Origin of the sequence: Trichococcus pasteurii (genome assembly GCF_900112935.1) — a bacterium.
In the GTDB taxonomy this organism is placed as follows: Bacteria; Bacillota; Bacilli; order Lactobacillales; family Aerococcaceae; genus Trichococcus; species Trichococcus pasteurii.
The window spans coordinates 66769-90420 of sequence record NZ_FONM01000003.1 but is presented as its reverse complement, the minus strand read 5'-3'; the positions used below and the strand labels follow the sequence as shown (position 1 = coordinate 90420).

The 23652-nt window shown below is 46.2% G+C and carries 21 protein-coding genes; 1 reads left to right on the top strand and 20 read right to left on the bottom strand.

The annotated features are described in order from the left end of the window. Positions 1-68 precede the first annotated feature (68 nt). Positions 69-323: a 30S ribosomal protein S20 gene (gene rpsT / locus BM184_RS04675; RefSeq protein ID WP_068562182.1), complete on the top strand. Its 255-nt coding sequence runs from the start codon at positions 69-71 to the stop codon at positions 321-323. 361 nt (positions 324-684) lie between these two features. Here rpsT and holA read toward each other — a convergent pair whose 3' ends face one another. From holA to BM184_RS04575, 20 genes are all read right to left on the bottom strand, one after another. Beyond that, positions 685-1773: a DNA polymerase III subunit delta gene (holA, locus tag BM184_RS04670; protein ID WP_245830522.1), complete on the bottom strand. Its 1089-nt coding sequence runs from the start codon at positions 1771-1773 to the stop codon at positions 685-687. Next, positions 1743-3956, bottom strand: a complete 2214-nt coding sequence (locus BM184_RS04665) for a DNA internalization-related competence protein ComEC/Rec2 (RefSeq protein ID WP_177208535.1) — start codon at positions 3954-3956, stop codon at positions 1743-1745. Before BM184_RS04665 ends, holA begins: the two co-directional genes overlap by 31 nt. A gap of 122 nt (positions 3957-4078) precedes the next feature. After that, entirely contained in the window at positions 4079-4588 is a 510-nt protein-coding gene (locus BM184_RS04660; protein ID WP_086941683.1) for a ComE operon protein 2, read from the bottom strand. Positions 4589-4651: 63 nt separating this feature from the next. Continuing rightward, positions 4652-5344: a helix-hairpin-helix domain-containing protein gene (locus BM184_RS04655; RefSeq protein WP_245830524.1), complete on the bottom strand. Its 693-nt coding sequence runs from the start codon at positions 5342-5344 to the stop codon at positions 4652-4654. A 156-nt stretch (positions 5345-5500) separates the two neighbouring features. Continuing rightward, positions 5501-6016 (bottom strand): pantetheine-phosphate adenylyltransferase, encoded by a 516-nt coding sequence (coaD, locus tag BM184_RS04650; RefSeq protein ID WP_086941685.1) that lies wholly within the window; start codon positions 6014-6016, stop codon positions 5501-5503. A gap of 4 nt (positions 6017-6020) precedes the next feature. Then, entirely contained in the window at positions 6021-6587 is a 567-nt protein-coding gene (gene rsmD, locus BM184_RS04645) for a 16S rRNA (guanine(966)-N(2))-methyltransferase RsmD (RefSeq protein WP_086941686.1), read from the bottom strand. Between the two features lie 44 nt (positions 6588-6631). Continuing rightward, positions 6632-6952, bottom strand: coding sequence for a YlbG family protein (locus BM184_RS04640; RefSeq protein WP_086628215.1), 321 nt, complete (start codon positions 6950-6952; stop codon positions 6632-6634). A 4-nt stretch (positions 6953-6956) separates the two neighbouring features. Beyond that, positions 6957-7400, bottom strand: coding sequence for a YlbF family regulator (locus tag BM184_RS04635; RefSeq protein WP_086941687.1), 444 nt, complete (start codon positions 7398-7400; stop codon positions 6957-6959). 78 nt (positions 7401-7478) lie between these two features. Then, positions 7479-8522, bottom strand: a complete 1044-nt coding sequence (locus tag BM184_RS04630; RefSeq protein ID WP_177208534.1) for a CAP-associated domain-containing protein — start codon at positions 8520-8522, stop codon at positions 7479-7481. A 185-nt stretch (positions 8523-8707) separates the two neighbouring features. Then, positions 8708-9877, bottom strand: a complete 1170-nt coding sequence (gene ftsW / locus BM184_RS04625; protein ID WP_086941689.1) for a putative lipid II flippase FtsW — start codon at positions 9875-9877, stop codon at positions 8708-8710. An 8-nt stretch (positions 9878-9885) separates the two neighbouring features. Further along, on the bottom strand, positions 9886-10185 hold the full coding sequence (locus tag BM184_RS04620) for a YlaN family protein (RefSeq protein ID WP_086941690.1): 300 nt from the start codon (positions 10183-10185) through the stop codon (positions 9886-9888). A gap of 256 nt (positions 10186-10441) precedes the next feature. After that, on the bottom strand, positions 10442-12280 hold the full coding sequence (gene typA / locus BM184_RS04615) for a translational GTPase TypA (protein WP_086941691.1): 1839 nt from the start codon (positions 12278-12280) through the stop codon (positions 10442-10444). 371 nt (positions 12281-12651) lie between these two features. Then, a complete protein-coding gene (gene icd / locus BM184_RS04610) occupies positions 12652-13926 on the bottom strand; it encodes an NADP-dependent isocitrate dehydrogenase (protein ID WP_086941692.1) in 1275 nt (424 codons plus the stop codon). After that, complete coding sequence (locus BM184_RS04605) at positions 13923-15071, bottom strand: citrate/2-methylcitrate synthase (protein WP_086941693.1); 1149 nt, start codon at positions 15069-15071, stop codon at positions 13923-13925. Before BM184_RS04605 ends, icd begins: the two co-directional genes overlap by 4 nt. 53 nt (positions 15072-15124) lie before the next feature. Then, a complete protein-coding gene (gene acnA / locus BM184_RS04600; protein ID WP_086941694.1) occupies positions 15125-17836 on the bottom strand; it encodes an aconitate hydratase AcnA in 2712 nt (903 codons plus the stop codon). 468 nt (positions 17837-18304) lie between these two features. Further along, positions 18305-19078, bottom strand: a complete 774-nt coding sequence (locus BM184_RS04595; RefSeq protein WP_086941695.1) for an inositol monophosphatase family protein — start codon at positions 19076-19078, stop codon at positions 18305-18307. Positions 19079-19126: 48 nt separating this feature from the next. Next, positions 19127-19405 carry a UPF0223 family protein gene (locus BM184_RS04590; protein ID WP_086941696.1) on the bottom strand — a complete coding sequence of 93 codons (279 nt, stop codon included), beginning with the start codon at positions 19403-19405 and terminating at the stop codon, positions 19127-19129. A 102-nt stretch (positions 19406-19507) separates the two neighbouring features. Then, positions 19508-20914 (bottom strand): dihydrolipoyl dehydrogenase, encoded by a 1407-nt coding sequence (lpdA, locus tag BM184_RS04585; protein WP_086941697.1) that lies wholly within the window; start codon positions 20912-20914, stop codon positions 19508-19510. Between the two features lie 9 nt (positions 20915-20923). Next, entirely contained in the window at positions 20924-22567 is a 1644-nt protein-coding gene (locus tag BM184_RS04580; RefSeq protein WP_086941698.1) for a 2-oxo acid dehydrogenase subunit E2, read from the bottom strand. A 106-nt stretch (positions 22568-22673) separates the two neighbouring features. Next, positions 22674-23651, bottom strand: coding sequence for an alpha-ketoacid dehydrogenase subunit beta (locus tag BM184_RS04575; protein WP_086941699.1), 978 nt, complete (start codon positions 23649-23651; stop codon positions 22674-22676). Position 23652 lies beyond the last annotated feature (1 nt).

The following is a 23652-nucleotide window of genomic DNA, read 5'->3' as shown; positions in this document are numbered from 1 at the left end:
ATGTATAATATGGCATGTTGGCAAAACAGCCTAATAGTTATAGAAATAAGGAAAGAGGGGTGAACCCAATGCCAAATATCGATTCAGCAATCAAACGTGTTCGCACTAGCGAAAAAGCTAACCTAAAAAACAACGCTCAAAAGAGTGCTATGCGTTCAGCTATCAAGAAATTTGAAGCTGCAGTAGCAGAAGGCGCTGAAAATAGCGAAGAATTATTGAAGGCAGCAGTTAAATCTATCGATTCAGCAGCTTCTAAAAACTTAATTCATCAAAACAAAGCGTCTCGCGACATTTCTCGTTTAACTAAAAAATTAGCAAAATAATTTTTTGATTTAAGAGACTTCAAAACGCAAGGCCGAAGACAGACCAGTCCAACTGGTCCGTCTTCGGCCTTTTTCGTATGTAAAGTAATTTGTATAACTTATCAAACTAAAAACGTATCACCACAGGTGTTAAACTGATTTGCAACTTATTTCATGCATCCAAAATGATGTCCAGCTCCACGGGTTAGCCCTTCGGAAAGGACAAAGGAACCCCTTGTCTCTACGAGCCAAGGATACTATTCGACTAACCTGCTGACGCAGGAAGTCTCTCAGCATATTGCGCTCTACGATGCTCAGTCGGCACGATTTCCTAAATTTCTTTCAGGGCTGAACGAACCCGTTGCGCTTTTCTCCTTTGATTTCACTGTTTGGGCATTGCGTTTGCGTAGCGGATCAGAAATAATTCAAATTGTATCTCCTTCAACCCCTGCCCTGTCTTCATGTTATACTCCGTCTCGACCAATCCCTGAAAAGCATCCGCCAATACCTTTTCGGAAAGGTTCCTCACTTGTTGGAAAGCAAGTTTCACACGATAAGGATGGATCTTCAGTACTTTGGTGATGTCCGTTTGTTGGTACCCATTTTTTGAAAGCAGCTTCACTTGCAGCAACAGACGGAATTGCCCCAAAAGGATCGCGTTTATTTTTATCGGCTCCTCTTTTTGGAGCAAGAGATCCCGATAAATCTGGATGGCCAGATATGTGTTCTTGTTCAGCACCTGCGTAACCAATTCAAAAATATTCTGTTCCAGATTGCGCGGAATCAAGTCGATCACCATCTGTTTGGTGATTTTTTTTTCTTCGGATCCGGCCAAAAACAGCTTAGGCAGCTCCCTCATTCCCCGCGACAGTTGATTTTCGATCCGCTCGTAAAACAATTCCAGTGCATCGCGGTTCATTTGATAGCCTTCATTTTTTATCATGTCCCCTAAAAATTTACGGGCTTCTTTTTCAGCCAAAGGAGAAACGTCCACAGTGACGGCCTTCTTCGTCAGGAGTTTCGACAATTTTTTTCTGCTGTCCAATTTTTCATACGGTGCAAAAATAGCCAAAATCGTTGAGGACGAAGGGTTCTCCAGATAACTCTCAAGCCAACCAAGATCATGTTCAAGCCCATTCTTGGGTTTTTCTGCCGTCAAAAACAGCGGGTTTTCGATGATGACCAAACGTCTTTCCCCAAAAAACGGCAGCGACTCCGCATCTTCAAGAGCCCGATCCAACAGTGTCTCATCCATATTGAATATGCCGACATTCAAATCCTTGTCGGCTTCGTCAACCACCGTTTGCAACAACAGTTGCTTCGCTTCTTCTATAAAAAAATCTTCTTTGCCCAAAAACAAATAGACCGGCTGCAGCTGACCCTTTTTTATTTTGGACATCTCCGTTGTATAATTCACGTTTGGACCACCATTCATCATTTTTATTTTTTGTTCGCCAAAATGGTTCGCCATTCTGTTTTCTCCGATCCGTACAGGAAGTGGATAGCGCCCTGTTGATCCGTGCGGAAAATCGAAATATCCCGCAATTTCAGTCGTTTCAGTATTTCCGCATCCGGATGACCGTACCTGTTCTCTTTCCCTGCAGATATCAAGGCTAATTTAGGTTGGACCTGATCCAAGAAGCCTTCCGAACTGGATGTTGCGCTCCCATGATGACCGATTTTCAGAATATCGGTCTTCAGATCAGGGTAAGTGCGCATCAGCAAGTCTTCCCCTTCTTCTCCGAGATCGCCCGTGAACAGCCAATCAAAGCCGCCTAAGCTTGTTTGGATGACCAATGAATCCTCATTTCCGCCTTCGCCGGGGGATAAAGGTGCCAGGATATGAAAAACAAAATCAGCATCAATCTTTACATCGACTTGCCCTAACACAGGATAGAGTGACGCTTGTTGCTGACTCTGCAGTTCAAGCAGCACTGCTGCGAACGCCGCATTCCCCTCCGCTCCTTTAGGGAAATATACTGCAGCGATCGGCAGCCCTTCGGCAAGTTCGCGCAATGAACCGACATGATCCTGATCGGCATGCGTCAGAAAGACCATGTCCAATTTTTTCACGCCTTCCGCTTTTATGATAGATACTAGCTTTTCGCCGGCAGTGGTCGCTGTTTCGCGGACTTGCCAAGCTTCTTTTTCGAAAGTGATCATGCCGCCCGTGTCTATCAGCACCGCCCGACGATGAAAGGGCGTTATGAACAGAATGGCATCGCCCTGACCCACATCAAGCATGACGACTTTCCCGGAAGGCATCAGCTGGTGGGCGAACGAAAACAAGCCGACAGCAATAATCAGGAAACTGAGCACGCGGATATCCCTTCGTTTCTTTTCAACGCTGAGCAAGAGCGACAGCAAGGCGATCCAGACCAGCGCAAAATAAAAGGCAGGCGGCCGCCCTGTAATGAGTGACGCAAAATCCAAATCAGCGGCTTTCCCAGCGAAGGTTTCCAATAAGGTGAGGACTTTGTCGGACACAGCGCAAAGCAATCCCAGCAACGAGGTTTCAGGGAAAAAGAGCACTGCAAAGAACAATATCCAAAACAGCGGAAAAAGAAACCAAGAAAAAAAGAAGGAAAAGATTACATTCACAAAGATCCCGAGCCAGGAAACCTCAAAAAAATGATAAGCGACAACGGGAAAAGAAACCATCGTCATCAGCGCCGTCAGGCAGATATCCTTCAACAACCCATTCATTTTCCATTCCGCACTTATCGGCGCAACGAAATACAATACCCCGGCCAAAAGATAGCTCAATTGAAAACTTGCCGAATAGATCAGCAGCGGATTGTATAAAACAGCAACCATCACCGTAAGCGCGAAGGCGTCTTTCGCTTCAACACGATGGCCGGTGATTTTACCCATCAGAAGGATAAAATGCGTACAGATAGCCCGAAAGACACCGATCCCCCACCCGGTCAGCACACCATAAGCGATCAGAAATACAACCAGCAGCTTATCCGTGGTCTCATGGCTAACTTTCATACGCAAAAGGATATAGCGCAGCTGGGACAGCAACAACTGGATATGCATGCCGGAAATGGAAAAAAGGTGCAATAAACCGATCCCGCGATAGGCATCCAAAGTATCTCCCGCAATAGCATGCGATTGATTGAATAACATGGTTTGAATATAGTCGGTCGTCTGGACAGCAGGCAATTTTTCCAGCATCAAAATGATGGATCGCCTTATGCTGCTTGGCCAGGACCAGACAGAACGATCTTCGCTCCGGAACTGCATCGCTTCGATCGTGACGACCCAATGGATGCTTTTCGCATTCAGATAATTTTCAAAATCAAATTGGTACAGATTCCGTTCAGCTTCCGGCTCTTCCAACTGGACAGTGGCAATGACACGCTGCGGAAATCGTTTTTGTTCCCAGTTGCTCTTTTCTTCTTCCGTTTCGATCGTGTAGTAGAAATAAACTTGCTCTTCCTTGCCTTCCGATTGCATCAAGGCTTGCCCAGTCAGCAAATCGCCGTTGATCCTCATATCATTCGGATCCAACTGCAGCGCAGCTGTTCTGACCGACTCCGCTTCCTTATCAGTGAACTCAGATGCATTTGACCACTGGTGGATCAGCAAGCTCGCTATGGTTGCGATCACTACCGCGGCAGCGATGACATTCAGAACCTTTGCTTGCATAAAGAATAGGCGCGCAAAAATGGCAAACAGCAGTACCCATGCAAAGAAATTATTTTTGTCAAACCCAATAACGGTTACCGGGAAGACGAACAAGGCAGGCAAAAGCAGATAGCCTTTAATGGTCAGTCGTCATGATGACCGCAACAAGCAGCAGAGCCATCATCTGATTGTTCTTTTCGTTTCAGCAATTGATAAAAATAATCCGGATCGAGGGGGACTTGTTCATACGGAATGTCCATTGCATCCAAAAGATGGATGGCGTAGGAGTCGTTATGATAGTCTTCCAAATAGTAGATTTTCTTGATGCCGGCCTGCAAAATCATTTTCGTGCATTGCAGACAAGGGAAATGTGTTACATATATTTCCGCATCCTCGGTCTGGGCGCCGAATTTGGCGCACTGGAGGATCGCATTCATTTCCGCGTGGATGGTGCGGACACAATGCCCGTTCACGACATAGCAGCCCTCATCGATGCAGTGGACATCGCCGGAAACACTCCCGTTGTATCCTCCGGCTATGATGCGTTTGTCCCTGACGATTGTGGCACCGACCTCCAGACGTTTACAAGTGCTCCGCAGCGAGAGCAGCACGCTTTGTGCCATAAAATATTGATTCCAAGGAATTCTTTCCATGCAGTAGTTACCTCCATCCATATATAAAATTAAGTATACAAGAGCCGCTCCCTTGATTCAATTTTATTTTGCTCCGACCGTGATTAGATCTTTAAACCCCTCGAAGGTTTTTTCACCGATTCCTGAAACTGCCATTATTTCCTCGATCGTCTGGAAAGAGCCGTTCTCCTCACGGTACGCGATGATGAGCGCAGCTTTTTTTTCACCTATCCCATTCAATGTCTGCAGCAACACCGCATCTGCCCTATTGATGTCCACTTTATCGGTTTCAGCTTCCTCGTTGCCGGTTTCTTGCTCGGCCACCGTATTTGCCGGCGCCGCAATAAGATGCTCGGATGCTTCCCCGATTGCAGGAATATAGATCACCATCTGATCCGCAACCCGCTGGGACAGATTCACTGTGTCGGCATCAGCCGTTTCGCTCAAGCCACCCGCCAAATCAATTATGTCAATGACACGCATATCCGCCTCAGCTCGGTATACTCCCGGCTTTTTTACGGCGCCTTTGATGTCGACGATGATGATTTCCCGGATCGGCTCCTCCTCTTCCGGCTGCTCCGGCGACAGGTTTGACTCAGCAGAACTTGCCGCCAGATAGGTTTCATCCAACAACAACTCCTCTGGGCTGGTTTCTGCCGTATTGCCGTATAACAATCTGCCTAATCCAAAGAGACTAACAGCAAGAAACAAAAACAAAACGGCAAATCTGATTGCTTCCCGCTTATGGCAAGCAAACCATTCCCGAATAGCATCCAAGCTATCCCTCCTTTCGCATCCATTGATAACATACGCGAAAAGGCACAGAAACATTCAGCCATCCGTAATAATTTCCTCAGAAAGGCATTAAAATAAAAAGGTTGGGCAAGGAACCCGCGGCTCCTCTCCCAACCTTATCTTATGCAAATGTTCGATTCATTCCGTAATTTTATTTCCCTTGAACGCACTGTCCTTGAATTTCTGAAGGATAGCAGCATTGATGTTGGCCGGCACCAAGGTAGATACATCCCCGCCGAACATCGCAACTTCCTTGATCAGGCTGGAACTGAGGTAACGATAGTTTTCCGAAGACAAGAGAATCACCGTCTCAAGATCGGGAGCCTGCAGCTTATTCATCGAGGCAATGCTGTGTTCATACTCGAAGTCCTTTACGTTTCGCACCCCGCGCAAAAGCGCACAGGCACCGACATCCCTTGCCATTTCGATTGTAAGCCCACCGGTATGGCGGATGACCCGGACCTTCGGAAAGTCACACAAAGCTTCGGCAACCAACTGAATCCGTTGCTCACCGTCAAATAATGATTGCTTGGATGTATTGGTCGACACCGCAACGACGATTTCGTCGAAAACAATGGCTGCACGGGAGATCGTATCGATGTGCCCGTTTGTCAAAGGGTCAAAACTCCCTGCAAATAGTGCTGTTTTCCCCATGGAATCACCCTTCCTGATAGTAGTCGAACATTTCGATAGCGATGGTTCCATAAACGGCACGCTTCCATTTTCCGTAAGGGCCGATCTGTTCCGGCAGCGTATTCTCCTTTGCCATTTCGCAGACAAATATAGTTTCTTCGTTGACCAACTGCAAAGCGATCATTTCAGTGATGTCAGCCACCGTCTTTTCTTCAGCATACGGCGGATCAAGAAAGACCAAAGAAAATTGCGTCTTCGGATTTTCCGAGGCGAAGACGCGCAGATTTTTTCGCGCATCCCCTGCATAAACAGTGAATTTCTCCGGTTCCTTCGTGATATCGATGTTTTCCTTGATCGTATCAAGCGCTTTTCGGTTCTTTTCGAACAACACCGCTCTGTCGATCCCGCGGGAAACCGCTTCGATCGACAAGCCGCCGCTGCCTGCAAACATATCCAGGCTGATTCCCCCATCAAAGAACGGACCGATGATGTTGAACAAGGACTCTTTGACCTTGTCCGTCGTTGGGCGTGTATTGCTGCCAGGAACGCTTTTCAATCTGCGTCCTTTGTATTCTCCTGCGATAACTCGCATCTGTCCTCACCTACAAACAAATATTTTTTATTTCGGTATGTATTCTAAAAAGAATAAGTTTTCGTTTCAAAAGCGGACACGTTGTATTCCGCTTCAGGATTACTGCGATCTTTCCTGCCAGGAAGAGCATTCTTCAGGGTCATGTCGATTTCAGGACGATGCGACAATTCCACTTTCCTGACAAAATGCAGACTGTTTAATTTTTCTGCCGTGGCTTGTGCCTCTTCTAGGTCGACGTACAATAAAACATACTTCATTCTGTTGGAAACATAATGGATATAACCGTATCTTTTCAAATTTTTGATCTGTCTCAAGGTATAGACCCAGACGACGATGCCCTGCCTTTTGGTCACTTCTAAACTCATATGTTTACCCCCTACTGGAAATATGTATCTGACAAGCTGCAGGCATGTTTGAATCCCCTGATTGAAAAAATGGGTCCCCTGCCGAAACCAATATATTCGGTGAAATGGCATGTGCCAATCGCTCGGAAACCTTGTCCAAAAGCACTTGTAATTCACGTTCCGCTGTCCGAAAGCGATAGACGGATTCATCCAAGTCCATGATCCGCTTCGCCTGGTAAACGCGTTGTTTGATTTCTGCGTAATCCGGTGCAAAGTCAGGATAGGCTTCGACCCGTTCGTACGCCTCTTTCGCATCATGGAATGCTCTTATCTTGGCGTCAGCCTCTTTATTTTGTGACAGAAGACGCTTTGCTTCCTTATAAGATGACATGGTGTCTCCGCCGCAGATTGCTTCCACAAGCCGGAATGTTTGGTCTTCCAACGCAAAGTACGCTTCATTGATGATCATCTTATTCCCCTGCCTCGTGTGTGTTGATGATGTCTACTTTTTAGTATAGCTTGAAACGACGGGCGACTCAACCGTTTTTTATGGACCTATAGGCTGCTCGCTCAAAAGGATCAATTGGTAATGTTCATTGGCGGTAACGGCGTAACGCGTCAGATAATCATCAAAAATGACGTTATCTTCTTGCAGCAGCTTCAGGAAGAGCGAAGGGACACTATAGCACTCATCATCAAAAACAAAGGCCGTTCTCGTATCGGGGGCAACCTCCGCTAATTTTTTCTCGATGCGTTGATCCGATAAAGTGAATGCTGCCGTAAAATCATTGATTGCTGCTTCACTCGGCATAAGGTCGCCCGCAGCCATGATCAACTCTTCGGATTCCTGGAACATCGCCAAGCCCCTGCGTTCCCGCAGTACGCCCAATATGCTTTTGATTTGTTGGGCATTTTCTTCATCTGCGGCAACGCTTCGTTCCCAGTCGTCACGCTCGCTTTCATAGTCTTCATCTGAGACGACGGAATAATATTCCAAATCCAGCAACGCCTCATTCGAAAGGAAATACATCCCATAAACCGTTTTCGTCACATCATCAAACAGCAAAATCACAAAGCTGTCATTCTCGAACTGAATCAACGGCGTCCGTTCTTTTTGTTTCTTCGATAGAACCAACTCATACGGCGTATCGCCGACAGTCAGTTGAAAATCCCGCGCCAGGTAACCCTCATCGAGTACATTCTCCTGCGTCATGCCGATTGTGTACATGCCTGTTTCTATTTTGTTTCCCAAAACATAGAGGGAGCGGATGATATCCTCCTTGACGCCTATTTGGATGTAGTCCGCGGCATTTGTCCCGAATACCCACCATTCACTGTCTCCGTAGGCTTTACCGACGCGAATCGGTTCCCCATGCTTGGCTGTGTAGGCTTCAATAGGCTGACCGATGTAGGATTCATAGCCGGTCACCGGCAAAGGATACCCTTCATTTTCATCAATGGACGCTTGCTCGTTCCTCGCGATGCTTGAAGGCGGCGCGGTTCGTTCTCCATTGTCCACATAGAGAGGGAGTGCATAAGCTATGAAAATGAACAAAATGAACAATGACACTACTTTGATGGAAAATTTCACGCCGATCCCTCCTTGTGACTTCTGATCGTTCAATATGGCAAAGGATACCACGATAAATACTATTATACCCTATTTTGGCTCGATGCGAATAGCTTTCCGGCGGCTTATGCACTGAGGCAACCGCTGGGTGAAGAATCGAAGCATCCATTCAAAAAAGAGCCAGAAACCCGGCTCTTTTTTCTCATTTATTTTGGTTGTTTGGAAATCTGATCGTTGATGTACATATTGTTGACCAGTCCGATTGAAACGGCCGATACCAACAGGCTGGATCCTCCGTAGCTGACGAACGGAAAAGTGACTCCGGTCAATGGCATCAGGCCGGTCGCGCCACCGACATTGATGACTCCCTGTACCAGGAACATAGTGCCGATTCCGATGCAGACCAGTTGGGCAAACGGATCTTTGATTTTGATTGCATTCTTAAAAATGCGGTAAACCATATAGAAAAACAGCACCAAAACGAATGCGACGCCCATCAGGCCCAACTCTTCCCCAACGATGGACAAGATGAAATCGGTGTGGGGTTCCGGCAGATAGCCGGACTTCTGGATGCTTTCACCGATGCCGACACCGAAAAGGCCACCCCTGCTCAATGCGTAGTACGAATTCACCACTTGGTACCCGGAATCCTGTATGTCGGCAAAAGGATCGATGAATGATGTGATCCTTTCCATCTGATAGGACTGGAAGAAAGGGATGCTGCTTCCGAATGCTTTCACCACGACGATGATCAATCCGTATATCGCTCCGATAGCCCCAAAAGTCATTACCCCATACTTGACTTTGATGCCGCTGTGAAGGAACAACACGAGACAGATGAAAGCAATGATGGCGGCACCGCCAAGATCGGGTTGCAGGAAGACCATCAGGATTGCGGCAGCCGTAATCGCGAGAGGTTTCTTCATCATTTCATAAAAATTATCATTAATGTGGTTCTGGTGGCGGGAAATGAACCAGGACAAGTACAGAATCAGATTCAACTTCATGAACTCCGCGGGTTGGAACCCAAAAGATCCAATATAGATCCAACCGCGTGCCCCCTTCGTTGCGGTGCCCGGCCAAAGCAGCAGATAAGCCAAAATGCCGAAAAGAACAATCAGTCCGTAATGCAGCAGCTTGTCGTTTTTGAACAGACGCTTCGAGAGAAATGAAACGAATAGCGCACCGAACAGCCCCAGGACAGCGAATAAAATTTGCCGGTAAAAGAAATGTTCCGAATTGTTGTAATCCGTCATGGCACGATAGCTGCTGGAACTGTAGACCATCAGTATCCCGAAACCAGACAGGATGATGTATGGGATCAGCAGGCGCCAATCCATATAGGAGAATTTTTTCTTGATTGCGTTTTTAATCATGTAGACAACTAAACCCCTTTGTCGGCGGAATCGTTTTTCGATTGATCAAAATAGTTCGTGTACATGGCGTTCAAAGAAGCCTCCAAATCACTCAAAATCTTGTGCCCCTCTTCTTTCGAGATGATTCCCAATTTCACGGCATAATCGACTTCACGGGAGAATCCGTACATTTGCGTATCCACCACATCCTCGAAGGCTGGACAGTTCGCAAAGCAGAGGTGTTCTTTTTGGCTATTGATTAATTTGTAGATCTTTTCAGCATCCTGCATCAAGATTTCCAAAGCAGTTGTTTTGTTGATGCTATCCATTTTAATTCCTCCCCTCAAAAGTTAATTCCTTATATCTTGAACTACCCCGCAGTCCATGCGGTTGATACAAAAATTGTATGGTCTTTCTGGCTTATTATACCAAACAAATAGGCTGACGCCTACAGCCATTCATCGCCAGCCTGCTTATCGGGCATGCCCCTATCATCCCTTGAGGCCGGGTTTTTCTGGCGGATTGAAGAGAAAAAGGCCCGAGGCAATGGTTGCCAAGGACCCTTTTCCAGAACTTACTGTCGGATTATTCTGCTTTTTTCTTGCGTTTAGCAGCTTTTTCGCGTTCATTTTTGTCTAAGATTTGTTTACGCAGACGTACACTTTCAGGTGTCACTTCGCAATATTCATCTTCTCCCATGAATTCAAGCGATTCTTCCAGCGTCAATGTGCGCGGACGTTTGATCACGTTAGTGGAATCTTTGTTTGCAGAACGGATATTTGTCATTTGTTTCGCTCTTGTTATGTTAACAGCGATATCGTTGTCGCGGGCGTTTTCGCCGACAATCATACCTTCGTAGATATCCACACCAGGTTCGATGAAGATCGTTCCACGATCCTCTACGCCCATGATGCCGTAGGTTGTTGTTTTGCCTGTTTCAGTTGATACAAGCGCGCCTTTGCTGCGTCCGCCGATTTTTCCTGGCAACTCTGGTAAGTACGCTTCAAACGTATGCGCCATGATACCATATCCGCGAGTGATGGATAAGAATTCAGTAGAGTAACCGATCAATCCACGTGACGGAACAAGGAAGATGATACGGACTTGGCCGTTACCGCTGTTTTGCATATCCTGCATTTCAGCTTTGCGTTGGCTGATTGTTTCGATTACGGAACCCATGTATTCTTCAGGGGTGTCGATCTGAACACGTTCAAACGGCTCGCATCTTACGCCATCAACTTCTCTGATGATAACTTCTGGACGGGATACTTGTAATTCGTAGCCTTCACGACGCATGTTTTCGATCAGGATGGACAAATGCAATTCGCCACGTCCGGAAACGATCCAAGCATCAGGAGAGTCGGTAGGATCAACACGCAATGATACGTCAGTGTGCAATTGTTTCATCAAACGCTCTTCGATTTTACGGGAAGTGACCCATTTACCTTCACGGCCTGCGAAAGGAGAGTTGTTTGTAAGGAAAGTCATTTGCAATGTAGGCTCGTCGATGTGCAGAACCGGCAAAGCTTCACGATGATCAACAGGAGTCACTGTTTCACCAACGAAGATATCTTCCATACCGGAAATGGCAATCAAATCGCCCGCTTTTGCTTCTTCGATTTCGATGCGGTCCAAACCAAAGTAGCCGAACAGTTTTGATACACGGAAGTTCTTGAATGTGCCGTCCAATTTAAGTAAGGATACTTGGTCCCCAACTTTGATTGTGCCACGGAATACGCGTCCGATACCGATACGGCCAACAAAGTCACTGTAGTCAAGTAAAGCTACTTGGAATTGTAATGGTTCAGCAGAGTTGTCGATTGGAGCCGGGATGTGTTCGATGATAGCATCAAAAACGTTATCCATTGTGTCTTCTTGTTCAGTTGGATCATCTGACATGCTTGAAGTACCATGCATTGCAGAGGCATAGACAACCGGGAATTCCAATTGTTCGTCATCAGCGCCCAATTCGATGAATAATTCCAGGACTTCATCCACAACTTCAGCCGGTCTGGCAGTCGGTTTGTCGATTTTGTTTACTACGACGATAGGGATCAGTTTTTGCTCCAAAGCTTTTTTCAATACGAAACGCGTTTGCGGCATCGTACCTTCGTAAGCATCGACAACAAGCACTACACCATCAACCATACGCATGATACGTTCTACTTCTCCACCGAAGTCCGCGTGCCCTGGTGTATCCATGATGTTGATGCGCGTGCCTTTGTATTGTACGGCTGTATTTTTCGCCAAGATTGTGATTCCGCGTTCTTTTTCAAGATCGTTGGAGTCCATTGCGCGTTCCATAAGCTCGGTTCTAGCATTCAATGTATCCGATTGTTTCAACAATTCATCTACTAATGTTGTTTTACCATGGTCAACGTGGGCGATGATTGCAACATTACGAATATCTTTTCTAAATTCCATTTGTTGTTTTCCTCCAAAATGTTTACTTGTTTTTCACTGCTGTTTGATATGCCAACTGCTACTGCCATTATATAGTCGATCACAATTCTGAATTTGAACTTCCCATCAGCTTTCGTTTGCGGAATAGGTGAAAACCCGCTGAAAACTCATGAAGACAACTATCAACTTGTCCAGTCTATCACCTCCAGAACCATTTGGAAAGAAAAAAGTTCAATGTAACGGCTTTCTTAAAAAACTTTTTCTTTCGGCTGCCCCTCTGCCACAACTGCCATGGCCCGCTTGGATTCATGGGCCCGATCTCCATTATGGGTAATTCCGCAAAAAGAGACATAATCCCGAATGATTATGCCTCTGCTTTTTTTGATTGGTTCCTACATGTTTTCGATGACCAGTTCCGCGAATCCAGAGCAGCTGACTTTTTGGGCAGCTTCATCCTTCATCAGATAATAGAAATCGCGTGTGACCGTTTTGTTCGCGATCGTCTTCTCGATTCCACGGGTGATCAAGTCGCTGACTTCATTCCAACCGATGTAATCGAACAACATAGCGCCTGACAACAACACCGATGACGGGTTCAATTCATCCAAACCGGCATATTCCGGTGCAGTACCGTGTGTTGCTTCAAAAATGGCATGACCTGTGTTCTGGTTGATGTTCGCTCCTGGCGCAATCCCGATTCCGCCCACTTGAGCAGCTAACGCATCGGAAATGTAGTCACCGTTCAGGTTCAAGGTCGCGATGACATCATAGTTCTCAGGGTTCATCAAAATCTCCTGCAGGAAGATGTCCGCGATCCGGTCTTTGATGATCAACTTGCCTGCCGCAACAGCATCTTCATAAGCTTTATCCGCTGCCGCTCTGCCGTCCGCAGCTTTTACGGCATCGTATTGGGACCAAGTGAAGACTTTATCGCCAAATTCGCGTTCCGCTAAGGCATAGCCCCACTTCTTGAAACCGCCCTCCGTGAATTTCATGATGTTGCCTTTGTGGACCAACGTCACGGAAGTGCGACCATTTTCCAATGCATATTGGATAGCGCTGCGGATCAAGCGTTCCGACCCTTCGATCGAAACCGGCTTGACGCCGATTGCCGATGTCTCAGGGAAGCGGATTTTGTCCACGCCGAATTGGGTCTGCAGAATCTCGATGATTCGTTTCGCTTCTTCACTTTGCGCTTCGAATTCGATTCCGGCATAGCAATCTTCGGTATTTTCCCGGAAGATGACCATATCGGTTTTTTCAGGTTCTTTCAATGGTGTCGGAACGCCTTCGAAATAACGGACAGGACGCAGGCAAACGAAAAGGTCCAATGTCTGGCGCAAAGCGACATTCAAGGAACGGATCCCTCCGCCGATCGGTGTCGTCAGCGGTCCTTTGATGGCCACCAAATGTTCACGGATGACATCCATGGTCTCATCAGGCAACCAAGAACCGGTCAAATCAAAAGCTTTTCCTCCTGCAAGCACTTCTTTCCAGACTACTTTACGGGAATCGCCGTAGGCTTTCTCAACTGCGGCTTCGAATACTTTTTTGGATGCTTGCCAAATTTCCGGACCGATGCCATCCCCTTCGATGAAAGGGATGATCGGAAAATCAGGTGTATGCAAACCTGTTTCATTCATAACAATTTTTTCGCCAAGTGTCATTGCGCATTACCTCCAATAGTTTCTTTTTCAGACAAAGGGATGTAAGTCAGATTAACGGGTCCCACATATTTTGAACGCGGACGGATCAACGTTGCTTCACGTTTTTGCTCAAACACATGCCCTAACCACCCGGAAACACGGCTCATCGAAAACAACAGCGTGAAGAGGTCGTGTTCTATCCCGAAGCAGTGATAAACAGTAGCAGAGTAGAAATCCACATTCGGAATCAATCCTTTTTCCTTCAATAGATAGTCCTCTACTTCGCAGGAAAGATCATATAAATCTTCTTTTCCGAATTCCTGCGTCAATTCCTTAGCCATGCGTTTCAGGTGTTTCTTGCGGGGATCTTCCGTTTTGTAGACACGGTGACCGAATCCCATGATTTTTTCTTTATTGTCCAATTTTGTTTTCAAGTAGCCGGCAACATCCCTGGTGTCCGATTCAGCGATTTCGGAGAGCATATCGAATACGCGCTCATTTGCTCCGCCGTGCAAAGGACCCTTGAGAGCTCCGATGGCACCCGTGATACAAGAATAGACATCCGTCAATGTGGAGGCTGCAACGCGTGCAGTAAAGGTTGATGCGTTAAGATCGTGATCGGCATGGAGTACCAAACAATGATTATACGCTCTGACCAAATCCGGATTCGCCTCTTCACCTGTCAACATGTACAGGAAATTGGCTCCGAACGAAAGGTCCTCGCGTGGCGCGATCGGATCCAAACCTTTGCGTAATCGGGCGAATGCGGCTACTATCGTCGGAATTTTTGCTTGTATCGAGATTGCTTGAATATAGACAGAACGCTCGTCCATCTCTTCCGCGTACGGATCGAACACACCCAATAGTGAGACTGTCGTGCGCAATACACTCATAGGGTGCAGATTCTGGCGGCACTGTATTTTCAGGCAAGCAATGACACTTTCAGATAAGGCCATATGCGTGTGAAGATCGTGCTGCAACTGCGCAAATTCTTCCCGGCTAGGCATTCTTGAATTCCACAACAAAAAGATGATTTCCTCAAACGATGCATCTTTTTCCACTAATTCGTCGATATTATATCCTGAGAAGGATAATTGTCCCTCAACAATTGCGCTTAGGGAGGTTTCTGATACGACAACATCTGCTAATCCTTTATGTACTTCCATGATTTTTCTCTCCTCTCAAAAACCTCTCTTCAGCAAATTGGATGGCTTGCTGCTTAATAAGCAAGCCCCATTTTTTTACGGATCACCATCGGCAGGATGCCTCCGTTACGGTAATAAGTCATATCTACTTCAGAATCAAAACGGGCAATGGTCGTGAATTTGATTTCTTGACCATCTGATTTGACTGCCGTCACAGGAATTTCGGCATGGATGCCGACACTATCGTTCAAATCGATTGTGATCTTTTCCGATCCGTCCAGTCCTAGACTTTCTGCATCTTGACCTGCTTGGTATTGTAAAGGCAACACGCCCATCATCACAAGATTCGAACGGTGGATTCTTTCATAGCTCTTGGCGATGACCGCTTCGACTCCAAGTAGTTTGACACCTTTGGCAGCCCAGTCACGCGAGGAGCCCATTCCATAGTCATCCCCCGCAAGAATGATCAATCCAGTACCGTTTTCACGGTATTTTTCCGATGCATCATAGATGCTCATCTCTGTGCCTGTCGGCCAGAAGATTGTTACACCACCCTCTTTAGCAGGAACAAGTTGATTGCGGATTCGGATATTCGCCAACGTACCGCGCATCATCACTTCATGGTTTCCGCGTCTTGCGCCGTATGAATTGAAATCACGGACACCTAAGCCTTTAGAAGACAGATATTCTCCGGCTGGTGTGTTGACGCCGATGCTTCCTGCCGGTGAAATGTGGTCGGTCGTTACCGAATCACCGAATTTACCCAATACTGCCAATTCCTTCAAAGATTCGATAGCTTTTGGTTCCGGCGATAAATTATTGAAGAACGGTGGATTCGCTATGTAAGTTGATCCCTCTTCCCACTGGTAAAGAGCATCGTCATTCGTTTCGATCGCGTTCCATTCAGCATTGTCGTCAAATACATGCAGATACTCCTCTTTGAATATCTCCGGAGTCACAAAATCACGGATCATCGCTTCGACAGCGTGTCTTTCCGGCCACAGATCCGCTAAGTAGACGGGTTGACCGTCTTTTCCTTTACCGATCGGCTCGGTTTTCAAATCGATGTTCATTGTACCGGCCAAAGCATAAGCGACTACCAATGGCGGCGATGCCAAGTAGTTGGCTTTGACTAATGCGTGGATGCGCCCTTCAAAGTTACGGTTTCCGCTCAGTGCGCTTGAAACCAATAAGTCATTGTTTTTGATTGCTTCTTCCACTTCAGGCAAAAGCGGCCCTGAATTCCCGATACAAGTCGTACAGCCATAGCCGACAGTGTTGAAGCCCAGTTCTTCCAGATAAGGCAGCAAACCGGCATTGTCCAAATAAGCAGTAACTACTTTTGAACCGGGTGCCAACGAAGTCTTGACATATTTCGGAACGTTCAGTCCCAATTCCACTGCTCGTTTCGCCAATAATCCGGCACTCAACATTACGTATGGATTCGATGTGTTCGTACAGCTAGTGATGGCCGCGATTGCAATGTCGCCTGTCTTCATCTTCACTTCTTCTCCATCAAGGATCAGCGAAACTTCTTTTTCTGTTTCATCTTCGGCTAATCCAAATCCGGCATTGCCTTTTGGCGCAACCAGGGATCTTTGGAAATCTTCTTTTAATTTTGATACAGGCACCAGATCTTGAGGACGTTTCGGTCCTGCAACATTCGCTTCGATTGTGCTCAGATCGATTTCAACAACAGTCGTATATTCCGGTTCAGGATCTTCAACGCTGTAGTAAAGGTCGTTGGCTTTGACGTATTGCTCAACGATCGCGACGTGTTTTTCATCTCTGCCAGTCAGCGTCAAGTAGTTAATAACTTCATCGTCAACTGGGAAGAATCCGCAAGTTGCACCATATTCAGGCGCCATGTTGGCGATTGTCGCACGGTCCGCCAAAGTCATGGAAGTCAACCCAGGACCGAAGAATTCAACAAATTTACCGACTACTTTCATTTCACGCAATTTCTGAGTGACTTTTAAGGCCAAGTCAGTTGCTGTCGCTGCTTCTTGCAATGAATTGATGAAGCGTACACCCACTACTTCAGGAACAGGGAAGAAGGAAGGTTCGCCAAGCATGCTCGCTTCCGCTTCGATTCCGCCGACTCCCCAGCCCAATACGCCTAGTGCATTTGCCATCGTCGTATGGGAATCCGTTCCCACCAAAGTATCAGGGAAAACTAAGCTTCTGTTTTCATCAATCGCTTTTTCTGTGACGACGGATGCCAAATACTCAATGTTGACTTGGTGGACGATCCCAGTAGCAGGCGGTACAGCGCGGTAGTTGTCGAAGGCTTTTTGGGCCCAGCTCAAAAACTGGTAACGTTCCTGGTTACGCAGGAATTCCATCTTCATGTTCGCGATCAAGGCTTGCGGGGATCCGAAGTTATCGACTTGTACGGAGTGGTCGATGACCAAGTCAACAGGCACTTCCGGATTGATGAGTGCTGGATCTCCGCCTAAATCATGGACCGTCTTTCTTAAGGAAGCCAAGTCAACGACTGCCGGCACCCCTGTGAAATCCTGCAGAATAACGCGGGATGGTTTGAAAGGTATTTCGCCTTCATTCGTTTCAGTTGCACTCCAGTTAGATAAAGTGACAACATGTTCTTCCTTGATGCCGCTTTCTCCCACTTGACGTAACAACGACTCAAGCAGAACTCGAATCGAGTAAGGCATTTTTGCAATTTTTATTTTTTCATTGTTTTCTAATTTTTTTAATTTATAGTATTCATACTGATGACCATTTAAACTAAAAGAAGCTATGGCATTTTGATTAAAATCTGACATTGTATAACCCCCATTTATCATCTGTTTCACATTCAACTCACTGAATACGAAAATTATAACCATAATTTAATCAAATGTAAATGTTTTAAATAAAAAAAATACCGCAAGCACGCGAGAACAATCAGAAAAACCTTACATGAATTTGTAAGGTTTTTCATTAGAAAAAATGAGAAGGCCGCGTCCGATCGCTCCTAAAATGAGATTCGCCCTCATCAACCATTATTAAAAAAGCTCTTATATACTCATTTTTTTATCATTTTTCGAATTTTTCTCACATTTATTGTTTTTAATCTAATTCTCTTTCTGAGAAAAGTAATTTCTTTTTTCAACACAAGTGAATAAAATCGTTTAAACCATGCCTTTTCATGTCATAAATACTGACATCTTTCGTTAACCAAAAAAAAGTGAACAAAATACATCATTCTGTATCTTGTCCACTTTATTTTAATCTTAATGAGGTTCTGACACTCATCGCCATTCGTTCCGGATCTCCTGAAAAGCATGGCTGTTGGCGACAATCACCGCATTATTCTGGAGCAGGTTTATTTTTTCTCCAGTTACTTGTCTATAGACCAAGCCCACCTCTTCAGCTATGACCATTCCGGCAGCGATGTCCCATGGCGCCAGGGAAGGAGCGATATAAGCTACCAATTTACCTGATGCAACCCAAGCTGTTTCCAAGCCGGCCGAGCCATTGACGCGCAAGCCACTGCTGTTTTTGGCGATTCTGCGTGCTTCATCCGCATCTGCGACAACCAATCGGTTACTGATTGCGACCAATCCTTCCGATAACGGCAGTTCCTCAACTAGCGGCAGCCTCCGATCATTGCAAAAAGCCCCGTTATGCCGGATCGCAAAATAGAGCTCGTCCCTGACGACATCATAAATATAACCCAAATGGCCGACACCATCCTCATAGATACCGATCATGATGGCAAAATTCGCTCTCTGCTTGATGAAATTGAGGGTGCCATCGATCGGATCGATGATCCAAACTATCCCTTCCAAATCCCGTATATCATGCCCTACACTTTCTTCTCCCAAAATGCGCTCATCCGGGAAATGCTCGGTGATTTTTTCATACAGGAACACCTCGATTTCCCGATCCATGTTTGTCACCAGATCCGTTCGCGATGTTTTTTCTTTAATTTCAAGTTCCTTGTTGAACGATTCCCGCAGCAAGTCTGCAGCTTCATGCAACCAAGACTTGATCAGGCTGTGTCTTTTATCGATCTGATCCAATCGGCCCCTCCCTTCTGCCGCAATTCTATCTGCGGCTTATCCAGTCATTTAATGCTTTCCCAGGAAGATTTTGTTTTTTTCGCTTTTCTTTACTTCCTGCAGCACTTTGTACAAAGAGTATCCTGATTCTTTTTCGAACTGATTGCCGTATTTCTTTTCCTGGCCGACAGAAGGCAACACCGTTTTGAATTCACGGTAAGCCTGCATAAATTCTTCTTTGCTGATTCCACTTTCGTAAGCTCGCTCGACAGCATTCCACAAAGAGATGACTTTGACGATTTCCTCTTTGGACCACTCCACTTCGAACGGATAGTCGTAATGTTGCATATTCTTACCTCCATCTGATTCCTGTTTCTACTATATTATACATGACAAAAAAAATAAAGAGAATCCGGGTCCGGATTCTCTCTACATGTGACTATTTTGGAATTAGATGTGGATCGGCATGCCCAAAGCCAATTCGGCAGCATCCATGATTGTTTCGGACAACGATGGATGACCGTGGATCGTCAACGCGATATCTTCAGCGTTCATTCCAGCTTCGATCGCCAAACCAAGCTCAGCGATGATTTCGCTGGCATTCACGCCGGCTACTTGTGCGCCGACCAGCACGTTATCTTCTTTTGTCGTAACCAAACGGACAAAGCCTTCTGTCTGGTTCAACGACAATGCGCGTCCGTTGCCTGACAATGGGAATTTGGATGCTTTTACATCCAGTCCTTTGTCTTTCGCTTCAGCAGCAGTGAAGCCGATGGTCGCTAATTCAGGATCCGTAAAGGCAACCCCTGGCATAGCACGGTAATCAACTGCAGAAGGATGTCCTGCAATAGCTTCAGCAGCAATTTTAGCTTCATAGCTGGCTTTATGAGCCAAGGCAGCACCAGGAACGATATCGCCAATCGCAAAAATGTGTTTTACATTTGTGCGGCCTTGATTATCGACCTTAACCAACCCACGATCAGTCATTTCAACTCCGACTACTTCAAGACCCAAGTCATCCGTATTTGGACGGCGGCCGACAGTAACCATTACGTAGTCAGCTTCGATAACTTCTTCTTTACCGTTTGCTTCATATTTGACTGTTACGCTGTCTCCGTTGTCGACGGCTTCTTTAGCCATTGCTTTCGTGACGACTGTAACACCTTTTTCTTGGAACGATTTTTCAACAAACTTGACCATATCTTTTTCGAATGTCGGCAAAATTTGTGGAGATCCTTCAAGGATAGTCACTTCAGCGCCTAGGTTAGCATACGCTCCGCCCAGTTCAGTACCGATGACACCGCCACCGACGATGACTAATTTCTTAGGAACTTCGGTCAAATTCAATCCGCCAGTGGAATCGATGACGCGTCCGCCAAATTTGAAACCTTTGATTTCGATCGGACGGCTACCAGTAGCGATGATCGCATTTTTGAAAGTATACGTTTGTGCTGCATCTTCGGTGAAGACACGCAATGTTTCTCCGTCATTGAAGAATGCATTCCCACGGATGATTTCAACTTTGTTTTTCTTCAACAAGTACTCAACACCGGAAGTCAATGTTTTGACGACTTTGTTGTCTTTCCATTCTTGTGTTTTCGAGAAGTCCAGTTTCACATTTTCAGTTGTGATACCGAAAACGGAGGAATCCAAAGCTTCTTGATAATGATGTCCAGCAGAAATCAAGGCTTTTGAAGGGATACAACCGACGTTCAAACAAACGCCTCCGATCCATTCTCTTTCGATGATTGCTACTTTTTGTCCTAATTGTGCAGCGCGGATGGCAGCTACATAGCCACCAGGTCCCGCCCCTACAACAACTGTATCTAATTCAACTGCGAAATCGCCTACTACCATTGTCTATTCTCACCCTTCCATCAATAATAATTCTGGATCAGCCAATAATCTCTTAATGTTGTTCATTGCTTTTTGAGCAGTTGCGCCGTCAACGATACGGTGGTCGAAGCTCAATGAAAGTTTCATTACGCGACCGACTGCCAACTCGCCTTCTGCATTGACGATAGCTTGTTGCGCGATCGTCCCAACACCAAGGATGGCTACTTCAGGGTAGTTGATGACCGGAGTGAAGAACCCGCCGCCAACAGAACCGATGTTGCTGATTGTTACTGAACCATTTCTCATATCCGCAGCTGCCAATTTGCCGTCGTGGGCTTGTGCTGCCATGTTGTTGATTTCATCGGCAATTTTGAACATGCCTTTTGTATTTGCATCTTTAACGTTCGGTACGTATAGACCATTGTCGGTGTCAGTAGCGATACCGATGTTGATGTAGTTTTTCAATACGATTTCTTGAGCTGCATCGTCGATGGATGCGTTCAAGATAGGGAAATCGCGTACTGTAGCTGCCAAAGCTTTAACGACGTATGGCAAGAACGTAAGTTTCGTTCCTTGTGCTGCAGCAACATCTTTGAATTTTTTGCGGTGATCCCATAATTTGGACACTTCTACTTCATCAAACAAGGTTACGTGAGGCGCTGTATGCTTGCTGTTGACCATTGCTTTCGCAATCGCTTTTCTTGTCGGAGACATTTTTTGGCGCGTTTCCGCTTCGCCCATATTGGAAGTGAATGGTTGCGCTGGCGCTGCCGCTTGTGTCGCTTGAGCAGCTGCTACAGGAGCCGCTTGGACTGCCGCTTGTGCTGAAGCTTGAGCTTGGACTGCTGGAGCTACAGCTTTTGCTGCCACTGGAGCCACTCCGCTGAAGTTATCGATATCTTCCTTCAGTACGCGTCCGCCTTTTCCAGTCGGTACAACAGAAGTGATGTCGATGCCTTTTTCGCGTGCGTATTGACGGACGGATGGCATAGCCAAGACTTGTTTGTTAGGGTTCGCTGCTGCCGCAACCACGCCTGTTGATGCTGGCGCATTTGAAGCCGCTGCCTCTGCCGGTGCTGCTTTTGGAGCTGCTGCCGCCGGACCATTTTGACCAGGTGCATCGATTTCCACCAATACATCACCGATGACCGCTACTGTACCTACTGGCGCAACGATGCGGACTACTTTACCTGTCACAGGAGATGGGATCTCTTCAACAGATTTGTCGTTCTGCACTTCAACCAATGTATCATCTTCATTGATCATATCGCCTTCTTTGATAGGCCAAGAAACGATTTCGCCTTCCATGATACCTTCGCCCAATGCTGGCAATTTGAATTGGAACAGTCCGCCAGTTGAAGCTGCTGGAGCTGCTGGAGTTGACGCTGCTGAGGCTGTCGCTGCTGCAGGTGCCGCAGAACCTTCCTCTTCATGACCTGGAGCATCGATTTCTACCAACACATCACCGATGACTGCGACCGTACCTACTGGAGCAACGATCTTCAAGACTTTCCCGGTTACTGGGGATGGGATTTCTTCGACTGATTTATCATTTTGTACTTCCAATAATGTGTCATCTTCATTGATGGTGTCGCCTTCTTTTATTGACCAAGAAACGATTTCACCTTCCATGATACCTTCACCTAGAGCAGGCAACTTGAATTTAAAAGACATTTTCCTAACTTCCCTTCATTTGTCTATTTTTGGATTTCCGACGCACAAAAGCGAACAAATACAATTCTATAGGGTATGGAATTGTATTTGTTCAAGCTTTCAGCTCTTAGAAATGATAAGTTTCTCTTACTTTATTCTCGATATCAGTAGCATTCGGTAACCAAATGTTTTCTGCTTGACCAAATGGGAAGACAGTATCCGGAGCGGCTACACGTCCGATAGGAGCTTCTAACGATAAAACGGCACGTTCAGAAATTTCGGACATGACCATTGCACCCACACCAGCTTGACGCTGTGCTTCTTGGACTACTACGACACGGCCTGTTTTTTGTACAGAGGCAATGATCGTTTCAACATCAAGTGGAGCAACCGTACGCAAATCGATTACTTCAACCGAAATACCTTCTTTTTCAAGTGTTTCTGCAGCTTTTACTGCTTCGCGGACCATTGCGCCGTAAGTGATGACAGACACGTCAGATCCTTCTTTTGTGATGGCAGCTTTGCCGATAGGAACAGTGTACGCTTCTTCAGGAACTTCCTCACGGAATGAACGGTACAATTTCATGTGCTCCAAGAACACAACTGGATCGTTATCGCGGATAGCGGAGATCAACAAACCTTTTGCATCGTATGGGTTGGAAGGGATAACCACTTTCAAACCTGGCGATTGAGCCATCAAGCCTTCCAAGTTATCCGAGTGCAATTCCGGTGTATGCACACCGCCACCGAAAGGTGAGCGGAAAACGATAGGAAGATTACGCGTTCCTGCCATGCGGTAACGTGTACGGGCAGCTTGTGCTACGACTGTATCCATTACTTCAAACACGAAACCGAAGAATTGGATTTCCGGAACGGGACGGAAACCTTCCAAGGCCAAACCGAATGCCAAACCACCGATACCGGATTCAGCTAAAGGAGTATCAAACACGCGGTCTTCTCCGAATTTTTCTTGAAGTCCTTGTGTTGCACGGAATACACCGCCGTTTTTACCAACGTCTTCTCCGAAGATCAAAACGTTTGGATCGTTTGCAAGTTCAATTGCAAGCGCATCAGTGATGGCTTGGATCATAGTTAATTGTGCCATG